The sequence below is a fragment of the Glaciimonas immobilis genome, from assembly GCF_011947285.1.
GTDB lineage: Bacteria > Pseudomonadota > Gammaproteobacteria > Burkholderiales > Burkholderiaceae_D > Glaciimonas > Glaciimonas immobilis.
Genome location: NZ_JAAOZT010000013.1, coordinates 52,044 through 74,450, shown reverse-complemented (window position 1 = coordinate 74,450; position 22,407 = coordinate 52,044). Strand labels below are relative to the sequence as shown.

Below are 22,407 nucleotides of genomic sequence, written 5' to 3'. Positions count from 1 at the left end.
TGTTTTTTACCTTTTAGCGGGACCCATCAACCCCGGATTTTCTCACATAGCCAAATCGTATCCATTAGGGTGTTATGGAGGAGTATGGACGAGATTAGATCACTTTCGCTTAAAACTTGCTTAAGAGACGGCACTACAGGCAGGTACGTCTTGCGTGATCTACTCTCGAATACCGCAGCCTTAAGCAAAACTTCATCTATGTCAGGATAGTATGTCCACAGTTGTAAATTTGTATTGGTTATTTATTTACATAAAGGCTGGCGTCAGCGTTGAGTAATACGACGATTAATCAAAAAATATGCAAAAAAACATTACTTTCGCTAGCCTAATTTGTGTTTTTCTCGCTGGTTGCGCGACTTATCAACCCCGGCCAATCATGCCAGCGGCACTAGCAGCAACTTTTGAAGCGCGGTCGCTAGATAGTGACGCGTTGCACGCCTATCTTCTCAAGCAGTCAGGCGATAACACATTAGCCTGGCCGCTGCACCGCTGGAACCGTGACATGCTCACGCTTGCCGCGTTCTATTACAGTCCGGCGTTGGATATCGCACGGGCGCAATGGGGAACTGCTAAAGCAGGGGTTGATGTCGCGCGTGCCATACCAAATCCGGTATTACAACTACCGTTTGAATACAGCGCCAACGCGGCAGGAACAGGTCGCCCGTATACGACCGGCCTGGCGCTCGATATCCCGATTGAAACCGCGCACAAACGCGGTTACCGGGTAGATCAAAGCGCACGCCTGTCCGATGCGGCGCGTTTGAACATCGCGACGGCAACATGGAAAGTGCGGAGCCAGGTGCGCGATGCAACGCTCAGCATGTATGACGCACGTGAGCGGATTACATTTCTCACGCAAAAAGTCACTGCACAACAGCAGATATTCGCTATGACGCAGAAGCGCCTGGCAGTTGGCGATGCATCGGGGCCGGACGTACATCTGGTAGAAATTGCCCTGACACAAGCACAAAACGATTTGATCACCGCGCAGGGAGCATTGAAAGACGCGAGTACGCAACTGGCAAACGTGATCGGTCTTCCCCTGAGCGCTTTGTCGTCCATACAACTGGATTTTGACGAATTTGCGCTCACTGTTACAGTCCCTTCTTCGTTTGAAGTACGTCGGATGGCGATTTATAGTCGCGCAGACCTGCAAAGTTCACTGGCGGAATATGAGGCCACGCAGGCGGCACTGCAACTTGAAATCGCCAAACAATATCCGGATCTTCATATCGGTCTGGGCTATACCTATGACGTCGGCACCAACAAATTTGGCTTAGGCATACCCGGCATTACGCTGCCACTCTTCGATCAAAATCAGGGAGGAATTGCGCTGGCAGAGGCGAAACGCACCGAGGCGGCAGCCAGAACCGTCGCACTGCAAGACACGATCATTAACGCGCTCGACCATGCGCTGGGCGGTTATGAAACCAGTCTAGAGGCTTTGAATTTATCCTCCACGCGCCTCGCTCTTGCGCAGAAACAGCTAAAAAACCAGACAAACAGTTTTCGTATCGGCGCTATCGACCGTCTGACGTTGACCCGGTATCAGGCAGATTTTGATCTCAGCCAGATCGATCACCTCAATGGTGTGGTGGCGGTACAGCGAGCAGTCGGTGCGTTGGAGGACGCAATGCAACGACCTTTTGTAGTGACGAATTTGCCGAATCTCCTTAATCGGGTAGACACCCAAGAAGAAATCTCACGATGAAGACCAAAATAATAATACTTGCCGTTGTCGCCGCGCTGCTGTCCGGGGCTGGATGGTATGGCTATCGCACAATGCGCGCCCCTGTTGCCGCCCCTGTTGCCGCCCCTGCTACCGCCCCTGCTACGTTCACGGCTACCCCACCATCTCAGGACCTGCAGCGCGTCCAAGTTATAAATGGGGAAACAGTGGTGACGGTAAGCGTTGCCGCCCAGCGCGCCAGTCAGATCATCACACAACCGGTTACGGTGGCAACGGACCACCCAGAAGTCACAGCCTACGCCACAGTCGTTGATCTGCAACCGTTGTTCGACTTGCGCAATCGTCATGCCGTAGCGCGGGCCGAGCGTGAGAGCGCGCGCGCGCATGCCGACGCTTCGCGACTGCAATATAACCGGACCCATGTCTTGTTTCTGGATGATCGCAACGTATCCGAGAAGAGCCTCCAGGACGCCCAAGTGATAAAGCAAACAGATGAGGCCAAATTGCAGGCCGTTGAGGCGACCTTGGGCGGTCTCGATAGCGCGTTGCGCCAGCAATACGGCAATGCGCTCGCGACTGCGGTAGTGGCGCCCCACTCCGCGCTTTCAGACCGTTTGCTCAACGGGCATGCCACTGTAGTGCGGGTCACGCTGCCCGTCGGCGGCGTAACACCCGCGCCCGAGCAGATAACGATAGAGGGCAGCGATGACCAGATGATCGTCGCTAACAAATTATCGCCATCACCGGTAGTTGATCCTGCAATGCAGGGCGATTCGTATTTGTACTTCGCCGATAGCGTTCTACCGGTTGGCACACATACCCTGGCCCATGTGCCGTTACGCGAAAAAAATAAATCAACAGCACCCGGTTTTAGTATCCCTGATACGGCAATCGTTTGGTACGGCGGGCAATCATGGGCCTACATCAAGACCACTATCGATCACTTTACGCGGCGGCTGGTACCTGTAGCGTCGACAACGCAGCGCGTACGCGTCGCGACCGAAGGTTTTCATAGGGGCGATGAAGTTGTGATCAGTGGCGCGCAGTTATTGCTTTCCGAAGAACTACGTCCGCAAGGTATTGCCGCTCAGCAATGCAAGGACCCACCGGAATGTGATGACTGACGAATGGATCTACGCGACGTGCCACCTTTACAAATCCGCTGTCACTGCGCCACTGTCACTACACCATCTAAAAACTATTGCCCATGCTAAATGCAATCGTCCGTTTTTCGCTCCGCTTCCGCGGGGTTATTTTTTCGTTGGCTATCATTGTCGCAGCCTATGGGTTCTATACCCTGACCCACGCAAAGCTTGATGTATTTCCCGAGTTCGCTCCCCCGATGGCAGTGGTCCAGACCGAGGCGCCCGGCCTTTCCAGCGAACAGGTCGAAACACTAGTCACACAGCCGATAGAAAACGCCTTGAATGGCACCTTGGGCATACAGTCCATGCGCTCAAAGTCACTGCAAGGATTGTCTGTCGTAACGCTTGTATTTAGCGATAATTCGAGCCTTTATCAAGCGCGTCAACTGGTGAGCGAGCGCGTATACGTGGTTGCAGCTACCCTGCCACAGGGCGTGCAGGCACCCAAATTATTGCCCCTGACAACGGCGACCAGTAACGCCCTCGTCATTGGTTTGACCTCCAACACCCAGCCGTTGATGGCAGTAACCGACGCAGCCCAATGGACAGTAAGGCCGCAACTGTTGAGTATTTCTGGCGTTGCTGACGCGATTGTATTTGGGGGTGATGTCCGGCAGCTGCAAATCCAGATCGATCCTCAAAAGCTGACACGTTACGGTCTGTCGATTCAGGATGTGGTCACTGCAGCCCGGTCTTCTACTGGCGTGCGCGGCGCTGGCTTCGTCGAGAATACTAATCAACGTATCGTACTCAATACCGACGGCCAGGCCGCAACACCGGAAGCTCTGGCTGGCGTCCTTTTAAAATGGCGTAACGGTGTCGGCATACGCCTGGGCGACGTTGCTACCGTCACCTTTGCAGCAGCGCCAGCGGTAGGGGCGGCATCCATTCTGGGAAGACCGGGCGTGCTCCTCATGCTGGAGAGTCAGTACGGCACCAATACACAGTCCGTGACGAAGGCGCTGGAAGATAAATTGGCTGCGTTGAAGCCCATACTCGCCAGGCAAGGTATTGAATTGCATGCCGACATATTCCGCCCGGCAAGTTTTGTGGATGCCGCGATCAATCATTTACGCACCGCTTTGTTGATCGGCGCAGCATTAGTGGTTATTGTACTGTTCCTATTCCTCCAAAATATCAGAACGGCCATTATTTCCGCTGTAGCGATCCCGCTTTCGCTCTTGGTCGCAGTGATCGTGTTGCATGCCTTTAACGTCACGCTCAACACCATGACCTTGGGCGGGCTGGCCATTGCGCTGGGCGAAGTTGTCGACGACGCCATTATTGATGTGGAGAACATACTAAGAAGATTGCGGCAAAATCGTCATCTGCCGCAACCGTTACCGGCGTTCAAAGTTGTCTTGCGCGCCTCGATTGAGGTGCGCAGCGCGGTCGTGTATGCAACTTTTATTGTGGTTCTGATGTTTCTGCCGATCTTATCGTTGTCCGGGGTGAGTGGCAAACTATTCGCGCCACTCGGCATGGCTTACATTCTGGCGGTATTAGCCTCGCTGGGTGTGGCACTAACAGTGACGCCGGCAATGGCGCTGGCTTTGCTGAATTCCGCCCTTCCTGACGCCAAAGAGCCGCGGCTCATAACGTCAATTAAGGGGTGCTATATTGGCCTCCTGTCGGCTGTTGAACGTCGCTCTCGCCTGATCATTGTCGTTATTGGAATCATGTCAATCGGTGCTCTGGCGACCTTGCCATTTTTTAGCAGCAACTTCATTCCTGAGCTCAAGGAGGGGCACTACATCGCTCATATGGTGTTGGCACCCGGCTCGTCGCTGACCGAGTCGATGCGCATTGGGACGGCAATCTCCAAGGCGCTGATGGACGTTCCCGGGGTTCGCATGGTCGCGCAGCATACGGGTCGGGCCAGCGAAGTGGTCGACCCTACCGGCGTAAATAGCAGTGAATTTGAGATCGATCTTAAGCCGATGAGCGGACGCGAACAAAATATTACCTTACAAGGGATCCTTTCCACGTTAGCCAAATTTCCGGGAATCTCCAGTTCCGTCAACACTTTTCTGACCGAGCGCATTAACGAGACAATTTCCGGTAATACCGCACCGGTGGTGATCAATGTGTTCGGCGATAACCTTGATGTCATTGACAGAAAGGCCCAAGAAATAGCCCAGCTAGTCAGGACAATTCCTGGCGCGGCGAACGTGCGTCTGGAGGCACCGCCAGGTGCGCCAGCGCTGACGGTAAAGCTAAAATTAGAACAGTTGAGCCGGTGGGGGTTTAAGCCAGTGGACGTATTGGATGCCATCCAAAGCGCCTACCAAGGGATATCCGTCGCGCAAGCGTATCAAGACAACCGAATATTCGATATAGCGGTGATGCTAAGCCCTGGCGCACGAGCGAATATCAGCCAGATCGGTGCGCTGCCGCTGCGCAATCTGGATGGCATGATGGTGCCACTATCTGCCCTGGCGAGTATCGTTCAAACCTCAGGGCGCTATCAGATTACGCATAACAGCGGCCAGCGTATGCAAACCGTCTCAATCAATGTAGCAGGACGCGCTATCAGTGATTTCGTCAGCGCGGCCCAGACCCGCGTCAACCGGGATATCGTCATGCCTGCGGGAACCTATGCGCTGTTTTCTGGTGAAGATGCGGCTCGGATTCAGTCGCAGCGAGATCTTTTGGTCTATGGCGCAATGGCCGGGTTCGGCATCGTGCTACTGCTGTTCATGGCGCTCAAGAGTCAACGGGGGGTGGCGCTGGTGTTAGCAAATCTGCCCTTCGCTTTAGTCGGCGGCGTGTTGATCGTCGCGCTGACTGGCGGCAGGCTTACTATTGGTAGCATGGTCGGTTTCGTTACACTATTTGGCATTTCTCTGCGTAATTCGATCATGCTCATCAGTCATTACGAAAATCTGGTCCATGTAGAAGGAAGGCCCTGGAATCTTGAGACCGCAGTGCAAGGCGCTGCTGAGCGCTTGATCCCCATCCTGATGACTGCATTGGTCACCGCTTTAGCGTTGTTGCCCTTGGCGCTATCGAGCGGAGAGCCCGGCAACGAAATCGAAGGACCCATGGCGATAGTTATTCTCGGCGGATTAGTGACATCCACGTTACTCAATCTGATTGTGCTTCCCACACTCTCGCTACGCTTCGGGCAATTCGGAATTGCCCGCCATGCGTAATTGGCACGTTTGTCCCAGCAGGGATCGTGATGTTTATGGCGGGTGCGTTGGTTGGCACCGGGCATCTAATGTTTGGCTCACGCTGGTTATCGCGGCACTTGGCGCCGTGGCTGGCGACGGGCTGAGTTACGAAGTGGGTCGTTACTATGACAAGCGCATCAGAACCTGGCAATTTGTCAGCGTCGCCATGATTGATCGCGGAGAACAATTTTTGCAACGACACGGTGGCAAAAGGATTTTGTTCGCACGGTTCTTCGCGCCGGCACGCCCAGTCGTGCCCGTCAAAAGAAGAGCTTCACTCAAGGTTGCTTTCGATCTGACCCGACCTAAGTCCCGGATGATACTAATACTGCGGCGGTCTGATTATCTGCTGGAAGATTTTGTCCATCAGGGCAGCGCCACGCTCTGGTATGACGCGCTTCATGAGGAGAAATTACTACGACCATGGCATCTTTTCACGCTCGCCACTACGCTCAGTTTCCCCAGCGCATCGGCAATTTCCGATTAACTCCCGGCGGGCACGCAAACCGTAGTGCTCCCGGTCGCGCAGAACGGCCAGTTGCGGCAGGTTGTCCTGGTTCTGCCGGAGGACCAGAAGGTTCGGACGCGGTCAATTTTTCTAAAACTTATCATGAAAAATCTCGTCTCGCTTGCATCCCTTTTGCTGTTAGAGGAATCTCAAATCTATCAACATTCAATCAAATTTTGTTCTCGATGCTCAATCCCCACGGCCATCAAATCAAGTCCAGACGGGCGCTAATTATGCGCTAACTTTTACGGCGTAACTTAAGCATTACGGTAGGCACGAATGCGCCTTTCGGATATCAATCATTCGCCAGGAGTTCCATCATGTCATCATTTAAGAAACACGCCATAGCATCTATAGGCCTAGTACTGAGCGTGGCCGCGGTCAATGCACTCGCCTACACCGGTCAGAATTTGGCCGGTGAAACCAAAATCACCATCGAACAGGCGCGCGCTATTGCCCTTAAGACCTATCCCGGAAAAATTACTGACGAGGAGTTGGAAAAGGAGAAAGGAGGCAGCAATCTGCGCTATTCTTTTGACATTAAGAATGGCAAGGTCACACAAGAAGTCGGAATCGACGCGAAGACCGGCAAGTTGCTGGAAAATGCTCCCGAAGGCCCGAATCCAGACTAATCTGTAGGCTCATACAACCTGTTTCTTTCTCAGAAGGAATGGCCTCTGCTTAAAAGCATAAAGTGCCCACCGACTTCTGGTGGGCTCGGTGCCATGAAAGCACCGCTCTCACTGTTCTTGTTGTTCTCACTGTTCTTGCTGTTCTCACTGTTCTTGCTGTTGTCACTCAAGCGAAATAACGCAATAAATTGATTTATTATTAGAATATCTATTCAAGCTGTTATTGACACTGCGTTATGCCCATCCTCTATAACTATTAAGCGCTACTTACGGGAAATTTGGGGCCAGCGATTTAGCACACTGCACAAATCTTTTTTGCCACGCAGCACGTGATGAATTGCTCGTTTACGATTAGACCGTTGGGGTATCTAGTTGAACTGGCCATTTCTTAAAAGAAGAATTTGACGCTATGAACGAAACCCCACAAAACGATTCCAATATTTCACCTCCCAAATCAGGCTTGTCCGCTTTAGGCTTATCCGCACTGGGTATTGTTTTCGGCGACATTGGTACAAGTCCGTTGTATACGCTCAAGACGGTGCTAGGAATGACCGGCGGCGCGCCGACTCATGATGTTGTGCTTGGCGTACTTTCGCTCATCGTCTGGACGCTGATTATTATCACTTCGGTCAAATATGTCACATTTGCGATGAGCATCGACAATGATGGCGAAGGCGGCATTCTTGCCTTGATGTCCTTGCTTGGCGTAAAAAAGCATCAGCGGCCCGTCATCGTGGCGTTGGGACTGTTCGGCGCCGCACTGATCTATGGAGACGGCGCAATTACGCCAGCCATTTCGGTCCTCTCCGCGCTCGAAGGACTCAAAATCGCCACGCCGGCAGTCGAGCCTTATATATTGCCGGCTGCAGTAGCGATACTTATTGTTTTATTCGCGATCCAGCCGCTTGGCACCGCGCGTATCGGTAAAACCTTTGGCCCCATCATGCTGCTATGGTTTGTTGCGATTGCAGTGCTAGGGATCATCGGCATTTCGCGCCATCCTGCGGTGCTGGTAGCCTTGAACCCGCTCTACGGTGTACGTTACCTTTTTTCGAACGGTTATACGAGCTTTCTGATTTTGGGTGGCGTTTTTCTCTGTGTCACCGGAGCGGAAGCGCTTTATGCCGACATGGGTCATTTTGGCTCACGCCCGATTCGCTTCGCCTGGTCGGGCGTGGTGCTGCCCAGCCTTCTGCTGAACTATGGCGGTCAGACCGCCATGGTGCTTGAGGGTACCCCAACGACCGATAATATTTTCTTTAGGCTATGCCCTGATTTTCTATTGATTCCGTTTGTAGTCCTCGCCACAATCGCGACCATCATCGCCAGCCAATCGATTATTACCGGCGCATTTTCGATGACTCGCCAGGCAATTCAGTTGGGGTGGCTACCCAGATTGCGGATCAGGCAAACGTCAGAAGAAGGCTATGGCCAAATTTATGTGGGCGTGGTCAATTGGCTCCTGATGATCGTGACGGTTGCGCTAACGCTCGCATTCCGCAAGTCTGATAATTTGGCTTCTGCTTACGGTATTGCAGTCGCAGCGACCATGTTGCTCACGTCCGGATTACTTTTCATCGCGATGCGCGATATCTGGGGATGGGGATTGCTCAGGAGCGGTGTTTTTGCGGGCGCTTTTATCTGTATCGACGCAGCCTTTTTCCTCGCCAATCTCTCTAAGGTTGCCGATGGCGGTTATGTCCCGCTATTGCTGGCGAGCCTGGTCTATGGGGCGATGTTGATATGGCATCGCGGGTCCAGCGCAGTGATTCAAAACCTCGATCAACAGACGGTTCCGATTGATGCGTTCATGACTTCGATCAAGTCTCAGAACATTCCCCGAGTACCCGGCACTGGTGTATTTCTATCCAGAACCAGTAGCGGTACACCGGCGGTGATGATTTGGGATGTCAAGCACAACCGGGCGTTGCATGAAAATCTGTTCGTGGTGAACGCCATGACGGAGTCCATACCCTGGATTAAAGAATCGGAACGTATGGCGGTCACCGAGGTGCAGCCCCATTTCTGGTGCGCAACGGCGCGATTCGGCTTTATGGAGAAGGCTGATATTCCTGCGTTGTTGCAGCAGGCTTCGCGCCAAAATAATCAGCTGGATTTTGACGATGCTGTCTATTATGTGGGCCATATCGAGGTGGTCCCGCGCGAAGACGGTCAAGGACTTGCAGCGTGGGAACAAAGTGTTTTTGCGCTGATGGAGCGCAATTCGATGCATGTCAGCGATTTCTTTCGGTTGCCTAAAGACAGCGTCATTTTGATCGGGCGACAGATCGCGATTTGATTGCGGGTGAGATTCACGGAGATTGAAGTGCCCTGCATTTCAATTAGACGCAGCATTCACAGACTTTCTCAACCTAGAAAAAATGCATCTATCCCCTGTAACCAAAGACAAATTCGACCGGCATTCAACCGCCCACTGTATTCTATTAAGGACAACCAGGAACATGGCAACTGACCGTCCCCCAAAAGCCGACAGCAGGTCAGTTTATCGATGGAGCTTGCGACGCAGTGGATATTCGGGGGGCAATGTGCCTTATTACTAAAGCGTTTAGACTCCGGTGGTTCGGCCAATGGCAAGTTGGACCATCTTAAAAATCAACATGCCGGCTGCCACTACCAGATAACCACGTAGCACAATCATCCAGAGCCGATTGAGCAAGCTAATTTTCGCTGGCGGGAGTTCGCTGATCGGTGGCATGCGCCACGTATCACGCAAGGTCTTGCTGATCGCGACGTTCGCAACGTTGTTGGTTCCGCGCCCGCGTTCAACCCATTTCACTCCAACTGCCGACAAAACCGTCGCCAGCACACCTATCGCCAAAATCCACAGAATCTGCACTTCCGTAATATTCGGAAATAAAACCGATGCGGTAAGGATTATCGACATCATTACCAGCACTGCAACAACGGCACCGGCCAAATAATTTACCAGCCGTGAGTTCACCCAAGGACCCAGCACATCTTTGTCATTGCAAAGCAGCAGCAGAAACACGGTTGCGCTAGGAAGCAACACACCAGCAAGCGTCTGTACCAAATTGGTCAACAAGCCTAACGGTACACCCGGTGTCAACACCAATGCCGCCGCGACGGCGATCAGACCACAGTAGACCGCGTAAAAACCCTTCGCGTCACTGGCCTTGCGATGTAATGAATGTTTTAATGCCAGGACATCTCCCAGTGCATATGCCGTCGACAACGAAACCGCGGATGCGCCAATAATGCTGGCGTCAATTAACGCCACCGCAAACAGGATGCCCGGCAGGCGACCATAATATTTTTCAATACCGCTGGCGACCGCTCCGGCATCCACGAAATTACCGAACTCTGGTTTTCCTCCAAAGGTCTGCGCGCAAAAAGCCATCATCGCCACCGCACCAACCACCACAATGATGATGCCGAGCCATAAGTCAATGCGCTCATACTTAATAAAGCGCGGCGTAATGCGTTTGTCGATGACATAACTTTGCTGAAAAAATAATTGCCACGGCGCGACAGTAGTACCGACAATGGCGATGATCAACAGCATCACTTCACTGAGCTTGCTGCCGACTGGCAGGCCTGGTATCAAGAAGTTATGTGCAATCTGGCCCATAGGAGGATGGATCATGATCACCACCGGCACAATGAACAAACTGCCGAGAACGAGCAGCATGGCAAACCGTTCAAACCTGCGAAAATTACCCGTGGTCGCCACCGCCATGATGATGATGGCTGCCGCTGCCAGTCCCCACATTTTGGAGACCCCCAAATAATCAAGTCCAAGGCTAATGCCGATGAATTCAGTGACGATGGTCAGCGCATTGAGGATGAATAAATCAATCACGCTGAAGGCACCCCAGAACTTGCCGAATCGCTCAAAGATCAAACGCGCGTGCCCCACGCCGGTGACCGCCCCCAGGCGCAGCACCATTTCCTGATTGATATACAGCACGGGCACCAGCATCAGTAGCGTCCACAACAAAGTGGTGCCGTAGTTCTGACCTGCTTGTGTATAGGTGCCAAAGGCACCGGCATCATTATCGCCGACCATGACAATCAGGCCGGGCCCCATAATCGCAAGCAAGGTTTTTACCTTACTCCATAAAGTATGGCGGGGCGCATGATCGTTGGCACTGATCGATCCAAAAGCGCCGTGAATGTCACCGACGTGCTCGGCATCCAGCGCGGCACCGCGTTCAGCAGGAACTATCGATAAAGTTGGGTTGCTGGACATGGGTGTTCTCCTCAGAATTCAGTATGAGCGCGTAGCGTGACAACGTTCACCGGGCCGCGATCGGCGTTGTAAGCAGGATTAACAATGTGCTGAAATCCGACCATCACAGAGGTTTGCTGGAAGACGTTCATGTTGTAATAAGCTTCGATGATCCTTTCCGGCCGATAATTGATTTTGCCGTCACCGATGAATGCCCCTAACCCTCCCAGCGCCAGATAATCACGATGCGTCTTGTTAAGACCGTTTTGGGCCACAGCCAGGCCAAAGGTATCTTTTGCCCTGCCCCAACGTTCACCTTTTACCACTACGCCGGTAGAGATCGAATTTTCTATCTCGGTGAATGAATAGGTCTCGGTTTTGCCGTCGGCCCAGCTAGCGCGGGCAAACAGCCCTACATCGGATCGAAGGCTTTGTTCCAGGCTGATGCCATAACCAAGTTTGGCACTTTCTTTGCGCACGTTGGCTACGTCCGGTGTACCGCCATTTAGGCGCGCATATGCTATCGCGTCGCCGAAACCTCCCATGACTTCCCGGTTGCGAAAAGCTAATAATTTGACCTTCCCAACTTGACCGGCGATGAGGTGTGCGTGCTCTACTTCGACCTGATCCCCGTAGTGCTGGGTCAGACGTGTATCAAGGCGCAATCCGTTTGATTCATCCGGACCCATGAATCGCCCAGCGCGCACCACCCAGTCATCATAGTAATATTCTGCCGCAGCACCCCAGGTGTAACCCCGCGCGTCGCCGACATAATCGAACGCGCCGTGGGTTAGAAATGTCCAGTTGGTGAACTGGGTCCGAGCGTCATGGGCATAGGCGTTGTTATCGAAAATATCGATAACTCCCACATTGCCCAAGGTGACAACGAGACGCCGCTTATCTGCCATGCCGGCAAGTTGGTTCGGCCCCGACTCTACGGTATCGCTGCCGCCACCAAAACCAAACGTCTGTCTCAGGAACAAACGTGCCCGATAAAATGTTGGACTGGCTCCACTGGTTTTTTGTTGTTCGCTGTTGGTCAATCCTCCCAAACCGCGCAGGTTTGATAAGGGAACGGCCTGAACCATTTCCGGATCAAAATAAAGCTCTGCCCCTTCCCATGCCCGGAGACCAAAATACCCGGTGGCGGTAAGAGAGTAAGCTTTTTCTCGCTCGGTTAAGAGGCTGTTGGTACCGCTGTATGGTGCATTTAATGATGGTTTCCGTTGCCAGATATAGGTCGTCTGAAATTTGGCATTCAACATTTCCTGAGGGATATTTTTTTCTGGCTCTAACGCACTTTTTTCTTCTTGAGCGTGCGCCATCATTGGCAGACCAATAACCGGTCCAAACAGGCATCCGATGACAATTTTTTTCTGGTTTTTAAACATGGAAACCTCAGCAATGGTAGTGAAGAACCAAGCGTGGGCGTCTGTTCAGGCAGCTCTAAGCCGTGCCTGCGGCGTTTGCCGCATCACGATCCACACTGGCGATCACACATGCCGGTGAAGTATCAAAGCTGAGTCATGCAGAAGCTGCGACCAATAGATCGAAAAATCAGCAATCAATAATATGTAGTGGAGGCCAAACAGAGTGTTGACGACGAGTATCGTCAACATCGGGATACCACCATCCGCCTGCGGCAAGATGATGGCAAGAGAGTTCTTGCGTGATCTTACCGGGACAGAGCCAAAATGAATGTTTGGCAACTACAATAATCTGAACAAGCGCCCACGCGGGGACTCCTTAAAATGAAAACAGCGAAACTTTAATCCTGCAATTTAGTTGTGTCAAGCTTTATAAATTGTGGAAATCCCGCCACTGCGTCTTATCTAAAAAATCTCCCAATTCGACATCGCGCCCTACATTTATTGCGTGTCTTCCTACCCTATTTCTGAATCTAAAGCCTGAACCAACTATCGGGGAGAGCTACGGTTTCTGAACAGCCCGTGCAAATCTTAGTGACGTAAATTTCTGCTTGATCAGTCCTGCGCCGAGAACCAGTCGAAAACAGGCGGGAACGGCACCTCCACGCGTCCACGAGCGCAGAGACAGCCAGATTATTAGTCGAGCAGAGTTTCGTTCCATGTATGGACAGTTTGCTGTTGCTCACCCAGTTTTTCGATACCTAGCTTCACGACGTCGCCGTTCTTAAGGAAAACCGGCGGCTTTTGTCCCATACCCACGCCAGGTGGCGTGCCGGTTGAGATAATGTCACCTGGGTAAAGCGTAGTGAATTGACTGATGTAATGCACCAAAAATGCGACGTTAAAAACCATCGTGCTGGTGCTGCCGTGCTGATAGCGTTTGCCATTAACGTCTAGCCACATGGAAAGATTTTGCGGATCGCCGACCTCATCGGCTGTGACCAGCCAAGGGCCAACCGGTCCAAAAGTATCACAACCTTTGCCCTTGTCCCACGTGCCGCTGCGCTCAATTTGATATTCACGCTCGGATACGTCGTTAATCACTGTATAGCCAGCAACGTGACGCAGTGCATCTTCTATTGTCACGTAACGCGCTTTGCTGCCGATGATAACGCCTAGTTCAACTTCCCAATCGGTCTTGACCGAATTTTTAGGCATAACGATCGGATCGTTAGGGCCGCCAAAACAGCTGGTCCATTTATTGAATAGCACTGGTTCGGCAGGAACCGGCAAGCCGGATTCGGCCGCATGATCACTATAATTGAGTCCAACGCAGATGAATTTACCGAGGCCTGTAAATGGTGTTCCAAAGCGCTCCGGCGTTGGCACCTCCGGCAACGTGGACAGGTCGATGGCCTGTAATTTTTTCAGGTTAGCCGGGGACAATACTTCCGGGTTGATATCGCTAATGATCGATGACAGATCGCGAATTTTACCGTTTGCATCCATCACTGCTGGTTTTTCCTGACCCTTTTGACCGTGACGTAATAATTTCAAAATAATCTCCTGTTTGGATGACGCAAAAAAGTTTGTCTACGTTTGTTTAATGTACAAAAACAGTGAAGCTTAAATGAGGCTGATGCTTATCGCAAAGCAGAATACTGGTTAAATGTGAGCTTAATTAACGTTGCTTAGTTTCAATTATTCGACCGACACCCAACTTTAATAACGCTGTTATTATATTTACATGGGTTGTAAAACACTTACTCGAGGCTGGCTTGCTTCTTTGCGTCCTCAGTGTGAGACGCACTCACCGCTTTTCAGCAATATTCGTACTAGTCCCCACCTACGTATCAGGCCTATGGAGCACACATGAAAATGCAGTCCTTTCCACCAAATTTTAAAGCCATTATCATTGGTGGCTCGGGTGCATTAGGATCAGCATTTGTCGCTGCGCTGGAATCTGAACCACATTGCGCTCTGGTCGAATCCTTGCATCGTCATTCGCAACCAGCTATTGATTTCGATGATGAAAGCAGTATTGCAGAAGCCGTCGATACGCTATCGTCCATGGGACCGTTCCATCTGATCATCAATGCGGCGGGAATGCTGCATACGCCGAAATTCATGCCGGAAAAGAAGCTGGGCGATTTGCAATACGACCAAATGATGGAGACGTTCCGGGCAAACGCCTTTGGCCCGGCAATACTTATTCGCCATTTTTCCCAATTACTGGATAGGGAACGCGGGGTGATGGCGATTCTGTCTGCCAAAGTCGGCAGTATCGAGGACAATCGCCTTGGTGGATGGTATAGCTACCGGGCGTCAAAGGCAGCCTTGAACATGTTTATAAAAACTGCCGCCATCGAACTTAAGAGAACTAAGCCGAATGTAGCGTTAATTGCACTTCATCCGGGAACGGTCAATTCCCGCTTGTCCCAGCCTTTTCGTGGAGCACAGATTGGCCGCACGCCGGACGTAGCGGTCACGGATATGCTGAGTGTCATTGATCAATTAAGGCCAGACGACACGGGGCAGTTTTACTCCTACAATGGAAGCAAACTCCCCTGGTGACGTTATTTGCAGAGGGTGATAGGAAGAAACAAGTTATTTAATGCGTTGCTTTTCCAATTTGCGCGCCAGAGTGCGCCGATGCATCCCGAGGCGACGCGCGGTTTCAGAAATGTTGAAGTCTGTCTCCACCAATACTTCATGGATACGTTCCCATTCAAGCGTTTTAATAGAGGTCACCCGATTAGGCAATGCGACGTCCGTACTGCCTGCGACATGCCCAAAGGCTGCTTCGATATCGTCGGTGTTAGACGGCTTGGCCAAGTATTGGCAGGCGCCGAGCTTGATGGCTTCCACCGCTGTGGCGAGGCTGGCAAAGCCGGTCAGCACGACAATCAACATGGCAGGATCGTGCTTATGCAGCATTTGCACGCAGACCAGGCCGGACGTGCTGTTACTGAGCTTCAGATCCACTACTGCGTAACCGGGCGATTTGTGATGCAATAATTCGATGGCGTCGGTCAGATGGGCTGCCACCAACACCGTATAGCCACGCCGTTCAAACGAGCGTGCCAGAGTTCGGGCAAACGCAGCGTCATCTTCGATGATCAATAACAGACGCTCATTGGACATGTTCGGCAACCTCTTCCAGACTGATCGCGGCAAGCGGCAGCGTAAGCTGCACCGCTGCGCCACCGCCCTCCCGATTGCGGGCATCGACGGTGCCGCCTAACTTTCGGGCAACATTTACGACGAAGAACAATCCCAGGCCACCTCCCGGACGCCCCTTACTGGATTGATAAGGTTTGCCGATATGCGATAACATCCCGGGAACAAAACCGGGGCCCGTATCGGTTACCAATAGCGTTAATGCGTCGGCTTCACGCGTTGCCTCCAGACACACCCATTGCGGCGATGCCTCCAGCGCATTATCAAGCACGTTACAAATCATTTGCTTAAGTGCAGAATCAAACACCACTGGCATATCGTGTTCAATATGATTTTTATATATAAACGTTACGACCGGTCGGGTGGCGCGAAAATCTTTGACGAGATCATTTAAAAAAGTGCTGATCGTCGTCTTTACCGATGACTCTCCGCGGGCCTCGCCAGCAGACAGCAAAATGCCGCTTACGATGGTTTTGCAGCGCGTTAACTGCGTCTGCATTTCACTAATTTCCTCCAGTAATTCCGCATTTTGGCTGAACTCAGGCATTCTTTTCCAATCACCAAGAATCACCGAGAGGGTCGCGAGCGGCGTCCCCAACTCATGCGCGGCACCCGAGGCTAGCAAACCCATCCGCACGATGTGATCTTCCTCTGCTGCGCGTTGACGTAAGTCGGACAGTTGAGCATAACCAGAACGCAGATTGCGACTGATGCGCGTGATAAAGATCACCAGCAATGCCGCGATCAACGCAAAGCAAATAAGCATTCCCTCTTCATAAAGATTAGAAAACCCATTGCCATGCTGTGGCGGCAACGTCAAGGGCGCGGAAAATAGCGACAAAGCTGCCAGACACGCAATCGTGATAGCAACGATAGTCCAGGTTGACCAGGCCTCAAGTAACACGGCGCTGAGAATAACTTGCAAAAGAAATAAAAATGCGAACGGATTGGTAGTGCCACCACTAAGATGTAACTGGATAGTCAACGTCCCCACATCGACTAGCAGCGCAAGAAATAATTCACTATTTTTTACTGTGCGTGTTTCGTGCCAGCGCAAATGGCTGGCAATGTTGAATGCGATCAGACATGCCAGTACCTCTAGCATTTGCGGCAGTGGCAGCTCGATGTCGAAGCCGAGGATAACGATGGCAATGGTGGTAATCTGCCCGATGACGGCAATCCAGCGCAACTGGATCAGCTGCAACATATTGTTGCGCCCGGCGCCGTTTTCAAAACGCGTTACTTCAGCCCGGCCTTCAATTGGGTTCGGTGTCGCTCCCATCATTTCAGTTTTGATTGCCATCTTCATTTTTCCGATCGCTACTATCGCCATCGATACCGTCTGAGCTCTTATTTGCCCTCAGCAGGCGTCGATCTTCGCGCGCAACCCAAAGACCAGCGCCTGCAGTCATCAACGCAAGAACGTACCACGTGATTGCATACATCAGATGATTGTTATGAAAGGCAATTACCGTCAGGCCGCCGATCGGCGCGTCGTCTACATCGTCGCCGCGATGACCAGTCAGGCCATTGTGTGCCCCATTAATCGGATTAGTGACGAAGTTTTCGCCACTTGCGGCACCGCCAGGCATTGCAACAGCGTCTGCATCCACAAAATAAGGGGCGATGGCGGAAAGTCCACGGGCCGCCGCAATAGCTTGTACATCGCGTGAATACCAGCGATTGGCAGCAGGATCATTGTGGCGCAAAAATCCCCCGCCAGGTTCGCTCATGCGCAGCAGGCCGGTAACATTTACGGGGACAACGGGTGTATTGGAGGGACCCGGATTAGCGCTGGATTGCCAGGTGTCAGCCTGATCGCGCTGACCGGGTGTCCGGACGGGAATAAAACCGCGGTTGACCATCACCACGCTGCCATCCTCGCGGCGAAGCGGTGTCATCACCCAAAATCCGCTACCAAGGTCGGTTGAAGCCTGGACCCACGCGGAGAATTCGTACAGGTAAGTGCCGCTAAGGTGGACGTGACGGTATTCATCGGCTTTGGCATTTACCTTCGACCACTGAGCCGGACCGGGCGCAGCAACAGGTAAAGCATGCACCCTATCCGTCACCCGCTCTATCAGATCAAGCTTCCACTGCAAGCGCTTGACCTGCCAGGTGCCCAGCGCAACAAAGGTGAAGAAGAGGAAACCCGCCAAAGCAGCCACTGCAAATCTGGCCGCCGCGGACCGGGAACGAGGAGGAGCACCCTCCGCAACTGCGGTTGCAGCGCATTCCGGCATTTTGCCGGTCGTTACCGTGCCACGCGGCGCCGGGGTCATGGCATAGTTTGCATGTTGTGCATTTTAGGCATGTTAGGCATGTTAGGCATGCTGGGTGCGGATGGCACTGCTTGCCTGAACGATTCAGGTACGGTTTCCTGTGCCGAATCTGACATCACGCCTGGCATCATGTTGTGATTTAAGTGATACATCACCCAAACCGAACCACTCAGCATGATAACCACTAACATCACCGTAAAGATCAGCGCCAGCATCGACCAACCCTCTTCGGACTTGGTGTTCATGTGCAAAAAGTAGATCATGTGAACCACTATCTGCACCGCCGCAAAGCCTAGTAAAACGAGCCCGGTGGTACTGGATTTATCAAACACTTTACCCAAGACTAACCAGAACGGGATCGCCGTCAAAATCACGGCAAGCACAAAGCCGGTGACGTAGGTCTTGAAGCTGCCGTGATCAACATGAGCGTCATGATGATCGTGACCCTTTTCAATAGGTAGCGGAGGGTGTTCTTGATGTCCGCTCATGGCAGCACTCCCATTAGATAGACAAAGGTAAAGACGCCAATCCAGACAACGTCAAGGAAATGCCAAAACATAGACAGGCACATCAGACGACGATTGTTTTCTGTCGTCAAGCCATGGCGACCGACCTGGAACATCAATGTCACCAACCATACGATACCAAACGTGACGTGCAACCCGTGAGTGGCAACCAACGCGAAGAACGATGTCAGGAAGCCACTGCGTTGCGGACCCGCGCCTTCATGGATCAGATGCACGAATTCATAGAGTTCAAATCCTATGAAGCAAGCCCCAAGTACACCGGTTATCGCCAACCAGATTAGCGTACTGCGGACATTTTTTTTCTGCATTTCGAGCATCGCAAAACCATAGGTTATCGATGACAGAAGCAGTAACGACGTGTTGAGCGCAACCAGCGGCAGATCGAAAAGTTCCGCGCCAGTCGGACCACCGGCATAATTGCGGCCCAACACTGCATAAGTTGCAAACAGGCTGGCGAACACCAGACAATCGCTCATCAGGTATAGCCAGAACCCGAGTAGCGTACCGTTCTCGGGGTGATGCTCGTTGACGTAAAAACGCGCACTTGGGGAAGCGCTCATTGCGCTAGCGGAGGAAGGTGATATCTCAGACATGGCTACCCAGCAGACGTGTGCGTTCATCTTCGACACGGACGACTTCGTCCGCCGGGATGAAATAATCGCGGTTGTAGTTAAAGGTGTGAATAATGACTGCAGCCATCATCGCTGCAAAGCCGACACCGGCGACAAGCCACATTTGCCAGATCACCGAGAATCCAATCACTGCACTCAGCGCAGCGATGATAAATCCAGCGCTGGTATTTTTGGGCATATGGATCGCGGCAAAACCTTGCTCTGGTCGCTCGTAATTTTGATTCTTCATATCAGTCCAGGCGTCATTGTCATATACACGCGGTGTGAATGCAAAGTTGTAGTCCGGTGGCGGTGACGAGGTCGACCACTCAAGCGTACGACCGCCCCAAGGATCGCCCGTGGTATCGCGCAACGATTCGCGACGACGATAACTGACTATTAGTTGCACGATGAATGAACCAATACCCAGCGCAATCAACACTGCGCCAAACGCAGCAATCTGGAACCATATCTGCAATGAAGGATCTTCAAAGCGGCTAAGACGGCGTGTTACACCCATCAGGCCCAATACATACAGCGGCATGAAGGCGAAATAAAAACCAATCGTCCAGAACCAGAAGCAGCATTTACCCCAGAAATCATCGAGCTTGTACCCGAAAGCTTTCGGGAACCAGTAGTTGATACCTGCAAACATACCGAATAACACGCCACCTATAATCACGTTGTGGAAGTGAGCAATCAGGAACAGACTGTTATGCAACACGAAGTCGGCTGGCGGCACTGCTAACAATACGCCCGTCATTCCACCAATAACGAAGGTGATCATAAAACCCATGGTCCACAGCATCGGGACTTCAAAGCGGATGCGTCCCCGATACATGGTGAACAACCAGTTGAATATCTTGGCCCCGGTCGGGATGGAGATAATCATCGTCGTGATACCAAAGAACGAGTTGACGCTGGCCCCAGAACCCATCGTGAAGAAATGATGTAACCATACCAAATAGGACAAGATAGTAATCACGACGGTGGCGTACACCATCGACGTATAACCGAACAAGCGCTTACTGCTGAAGGTGGAAACGACCTCTGAAAATACCCCAAAAGCTGGCAAAATCAGAATATACACTTCAGGATGACCCCAAATCCAGATCAGGTTGACGTACATCATGGCGTTGCCGCCCATGTCATTGGTAAAGAAATTAGTCCCGGCATTGCGATCCAGCGCGAGCATACCGAGTACCGCAGTCAACACTGGGAAAGCAGCGACGATCAATACGTTGGTGCATAACGACGTCCACGTAAAAATCGGCATTTTCATCATGTTCATGCCCGGAGCGCGCATCTTCACGATGGTCGCGATCAGATTAATACCCGAGAGTAACGTCCCTACCCCGGCAATCTGTAATGACCATATGTAATAGTCAACCCCCACATCCGGACTACCCAATATGCCTGACAGAGGCGGATAGGCTAACCAGCCGGTGCGGGCAAACTCACCGACAAACAGTGATGCCATGCACAATACGCCACCAAACGCGGTCATCCAGAAGCTGAAATTATTCAGAAACGGAAACGCCACATCGCGTGCGCCGATTTGCAGTGGGATAACATAGTTCATCAGCCCCGTCACCAGAGGCATGGCAACGAAAAAGATCATGATCACGCCATGCGCAGTAAAAATCTGATCGTAATGATGTGGTGGCAAAAAACCGTCCGAGCCTCCAAAAGCAAACGCTTGTTGCGCCCGCATCATCAGTGCGTCGGTAAACCCGCGCAAAAGCATGATTAAACCGAACACGATGTACATCACGCCAATGCGTTTGTGATCAATACTCGTAACCCAGTCGCGCCATAATGTGCCCCAAAGGCGGAAATAAGTTAATGCACAGAAAACAGCCAAGCCGCCAACACCCACCATGATGAAGGTGGCAAGCAGGATGGGTTCGTGATATGGGATTGCTTCCCAGGTGAGGCGACCGAAGATGAGCTTCGTCAGATTAAGGTGGTCTAGCATCGTGACTTTCCGAGGAATAAGAGGAGCGCGGGGCATAAACGGATGCCTGCGGGTTCACGCGCTGTTGGACCCGCTGTCTGAATTTTTTGCAGGTATTTATTCATGAGCATGTTCCATTTTGCCGTTAGCGCCAGTGGTCATCATCTTGTCCATGCACATCTGATTCGCTTCCACACAACGGTTAACAATTGCGTGGTAGAGATCAGGGTCTACCGCGCCATATTGACGCACCGGCTCTCGTTGGCTAGGGCGTGCTAACTGCATGTAATCGGAACGTTTGAGCGCCCCCCCACCGGCCTTTGCCGTTTGCACCCATTTTTCGAAATTTTGCGGGGTCATGCCATGAAACTTAAAGCGCATGTCCGAAAATCCCGCGCCACTATAATTTGCCGAGAAACCGTCAAATTCACCCGGTTTGTTAATGACCGCGTTAAGCGAGGTCTGCATGCCTGGCATCGCGTAAATCTGACCGGCAAGCGCTGGTATGAAGAACGAATTCATCACTGACGATGCGGTGATCTTAAAATGAATAGGCACATCGACGGGCGCCGCTAACTCATTCACGGTAGCGATGCCCTGCTCTGGATAGATGAATAACCATTTCCAGTCCAGCGCGATCACCTCCACCGTAAGCGGCTTAACATTAGCCGGAATCGGTCGCGTTGCATCAAGTCTGGATAGTTTGCGGTACGGATCAAGCGTATGGGTACTAATCCAGGTTAATAGCCCCAAAGCAATGATAATCAGCAAAGGTGCGCCCCAAATGACTAGCTCGAGCTGCGTTGAATGGTCCCAGTCTGGCTCGTAGGTGGCCTTCGTATTATTTTTGCGGTAGCGCCACGCAAACAATATTGTGAGGGCAATCACCGGAACGATGATCAGCAACATCAATAAAGTGGAGACCACAATTAGATTGCCCTGCTGCACGGCGATGTCCCCAGATGGGTTCATCAGCACCGTATTGCAGCCAGCCAACAATAAAGCGGGGAGGAGTATCCATCCGCGACGAGCATTTAGGGAGACCATGCAGGAATATTCCAGTCAAAGCATTAAAATATGATAATGTACCTCTAGCGGTATACCTTGGCAATTGGACGTTTT

At 51.9% G+C, this 22,407-nt stretch carries 17 protein-coding genes; 7 read left to right on the top strand and 10 right to left on the bottom strand.

From position 1 onward, the window contains the following. Window positions 1–376 precede the first annotated feature (376 nt). The 6 genes from HAV38_RS19230 (at window position 377) to HAV38_RS19205 (ending at window position 9,450) form a co-directional block, all read left to right on the top strand. Window positions 377–1,711, top strand: coding sequence for a TolC family protein (locus HAV38_RS19230; RefSeq protein WP_245182459.1), 1,335 nt, complete (start codon window positions 377–379; stop codon window positions 1,709–1,711). Further along, window positions 1,708–2,814: an efflux RND transporter periplasmic adaptor subunit gene (locus HAV38_RS19225; protein ID WP_168057021.1), complete on the top strand. Its 1,107-nt coding sequence runs from the start codon at window positions 1,708–1,710 to the stop codon at window positions 2,812–2,814. Before HAV38_RS19230 ends, HAV38_RS19225 begins: the two co-directional genes overlap by 4 nt. A gap of 83 nt (window positions 2,815–2,897) precedes the next feature. Beyond that, on the top strand, window positions 2,898–5,990 hold the full coding sequence (locus HAV38_RS19220; protein ID WP_168057020.1) for an efflux RND transporter permease subunit: 3,093 nt from the start codon (window positions 2,898–2,900) through the stop codon (window positions 5,988–5,990). Further along, a complete protein-coding gene (locus HAV38_RS19215; protein ID WP_168057019.1) occupies window positions 5,983–6,498 on the top strand; it encodes a DedA family protein in 516 nt (171 codons plus the stop codon). Before HAV38_RS19220 ends, HAV38_RS19215 begins: the two co-directional genes overlap by 8 nt. A 341-nt stretch (window positions 6,499–6,839) precedes the next feature. After that, the gene (locus HAV38_RS19210) at window positions 6,840–7,151 is read left to right on the top strand and encodes a PepSY domain-containing protein (protein WP_168057018.1); all 312 of its coding nucleotides are present in this window, start codon (window positions 6,840–6,842) and stop codon (window positions 7,149–7,151) included. A gap of 409 nt (window positions 7,152–7,560) precedes the next feature. Continuing rightward, entirely contained in the window at window positions 7,561–9,450 is a 1,890-nt protein-coding gene (locus tag HAV38_RS19205; RefSeq protein WP_168057017.1) for a potassium transporter Kup, read from the top strand. A gap of 267 nt (window positions 9,451–9,717) precedes the next feature. On the opposite strand, the gene HAV38_RS19200 is transcribed toward HAV38_RS19205, so the two are convergent. The 3 genes from HAV38_RS19200 to HAV38_RS19190 all read right to left on the bottom strand — a co-directional run bounded on the left by HAV38_RS19200 (window position 9,718) and on the right by HAV38_RS19190 (window position 14,285). Beyond that, window positions 9,718–11,382 (bottom strand): NRAMP family divalent metal transporter, encoded by a 1,665-nt coding sequence (locus HAV38_RS19200; RefSeq protein WP_168057016.1) that lies wholly within the window; start codon window positions 11,380–11,382, stop codon window positions 9,718–9,720. A gap of 11 nt (window positions 11,383–11,393) precedes the next feature. After that, a complete protein-coding gene (locus tag HAV38_RS19195) occupies window positions 11,394–12,752 on the bottom strand; it encodes a carbohydrate porin (RefSeq protein WP_168057015.1) in 1,359 nt (452 codons plus the stop codon). A 672-nt stretch (window positions 12,753–13,424) separates the two neighbouring features. Continuing rightward, window positions 13,425–14,285, bottom strand: coding sequence for a fumarylacetoacetate hydrolase family protein (locus tag HAV38_RS19190; RefSeq protein ID WP_168057014.1), 861 nt, complete (start codon window positions 14,283–14,285; stop codon window positions 13,425–13,427). 315 nt (window positions 14,286–14,600) lie between these two features. On the opposite strand from HAV38_RS19190, the gene HAV38_RS19185 reads away from it, so the two are divergent. Then, window positions 14,601–15,302: an SDR family NAD(P)-dependent oxidoreductase gene (locus tag HAV38_RS19185; RefSeq protein WP_168057013.1), complete on the top strand. Its 702-nt coding sequence runs from the start codon at window positions 14,601–14,603 to the stop codon at window positions 15,300–15,302. 33 nt (window positions 15,303–15,335) lie between these two features. Here HAV38_RS19185 and HAV38_RS19180 read toward each other — a convergent pair whose 3' ends face one another. The 7 genes from HAV38_RS19180 to cyoA all read right to left on the bottom strand — a co-directional run bounded on the left by HAV38_RS19180 (window position 15,336) and on the right by cyoA (window position 22,332). Continuing rightward, window positions 15,336–15,872, bottom strand: coding sequence for a response regulator transcription factor (locus HAV38_RS19180; RefSeq protein WP_168057012.1), 537 nt, complete (start codon window positions 15,870–15,872; stop codon window positions 15,336–15,338). Next, window positions 15,862–17,190, bottom strand: coding sequence for an ATP-binding protein (locus HAV38_RS19175; RefSeq protein ID WP_245182464.1), 1,329 nt, complete (start codon window positions 17,188–17,190; stop codon window positions 15,862–15,864). Before HAV38_RS19175 ends, HAV38_RS19180 begins: the two co-directional genes overlap by 11 nt. A 4-nt stretch (window positions 17,191–17,194) precedes the next feature. Next, window positions 17,195–18,190: an SURF1 family protein gene (locus tag HAV38_RS19170; RefSeq protein WP_168057010.1), complete on the bottom strand. Its 996-nt coding sequence runs from the start codon at window positions 18,188–18,190 to the stop codon at window positions 17,195–17,197. Further along, the gene (gene cyoD, locus HAV38_RS19165; protein WP_168057009.1) at window positions 18,187–18,678 is read right to left on the bottom strand and encodes a cytochrome o ubiquinol oxidase subunit IV; all 492 of its coding nucleotides are present in this window, start codon (window positions 18,676–18,678) and stop codon (window positions 18,187–18,189) included. The genes HAV38_RS19170 and cyoD overlap by 4 nt, the downstream gene beginning before the upstream one ends. Beyond that, window positions 18,675–19,310, bottom strand: a complete 636-nt coding sequence (gene cyoC / locus HAV38_RS19160) for a cytochrome o ubiquinol oxidase subunit III (protein ID WP_168057008.1) — start codon at window positions 19,308–19,310, stop codon at window positions 18,675–18,677. Before cyoC ends, cyoD begins: the two co-directional genes overlap by 4 nt. Next, a complete protein-coding gene (gene cyoB / locus HAV38_RS19155) occupies window positions 19,303–21,306 on the bottom strand; it encodes a cytochrome o ubiquinol oxidase subunit I (RefSeq protein ID WP_168057007.1) in 2,004 nt (667 codons plus the stop codon). The genes cyoC and cyoB overlap by 8 nt, the downstream gene beginning before the upstream one ends. 96 nt (window positions 21,307–21,402) lie before the next feature. Then, entirely contained in the window at window positions 21,403–22,332 is a 930-nt protein-coding gene (gene cyoA, locus HAV38_RS19150; RefSeq protein WP_168057006.1) for a ubiquinol oxidase subunit II, read from the bottom strand. Between the last annotated feature and the right edge of the window lie 75 nt (window positions 22,333–22,407).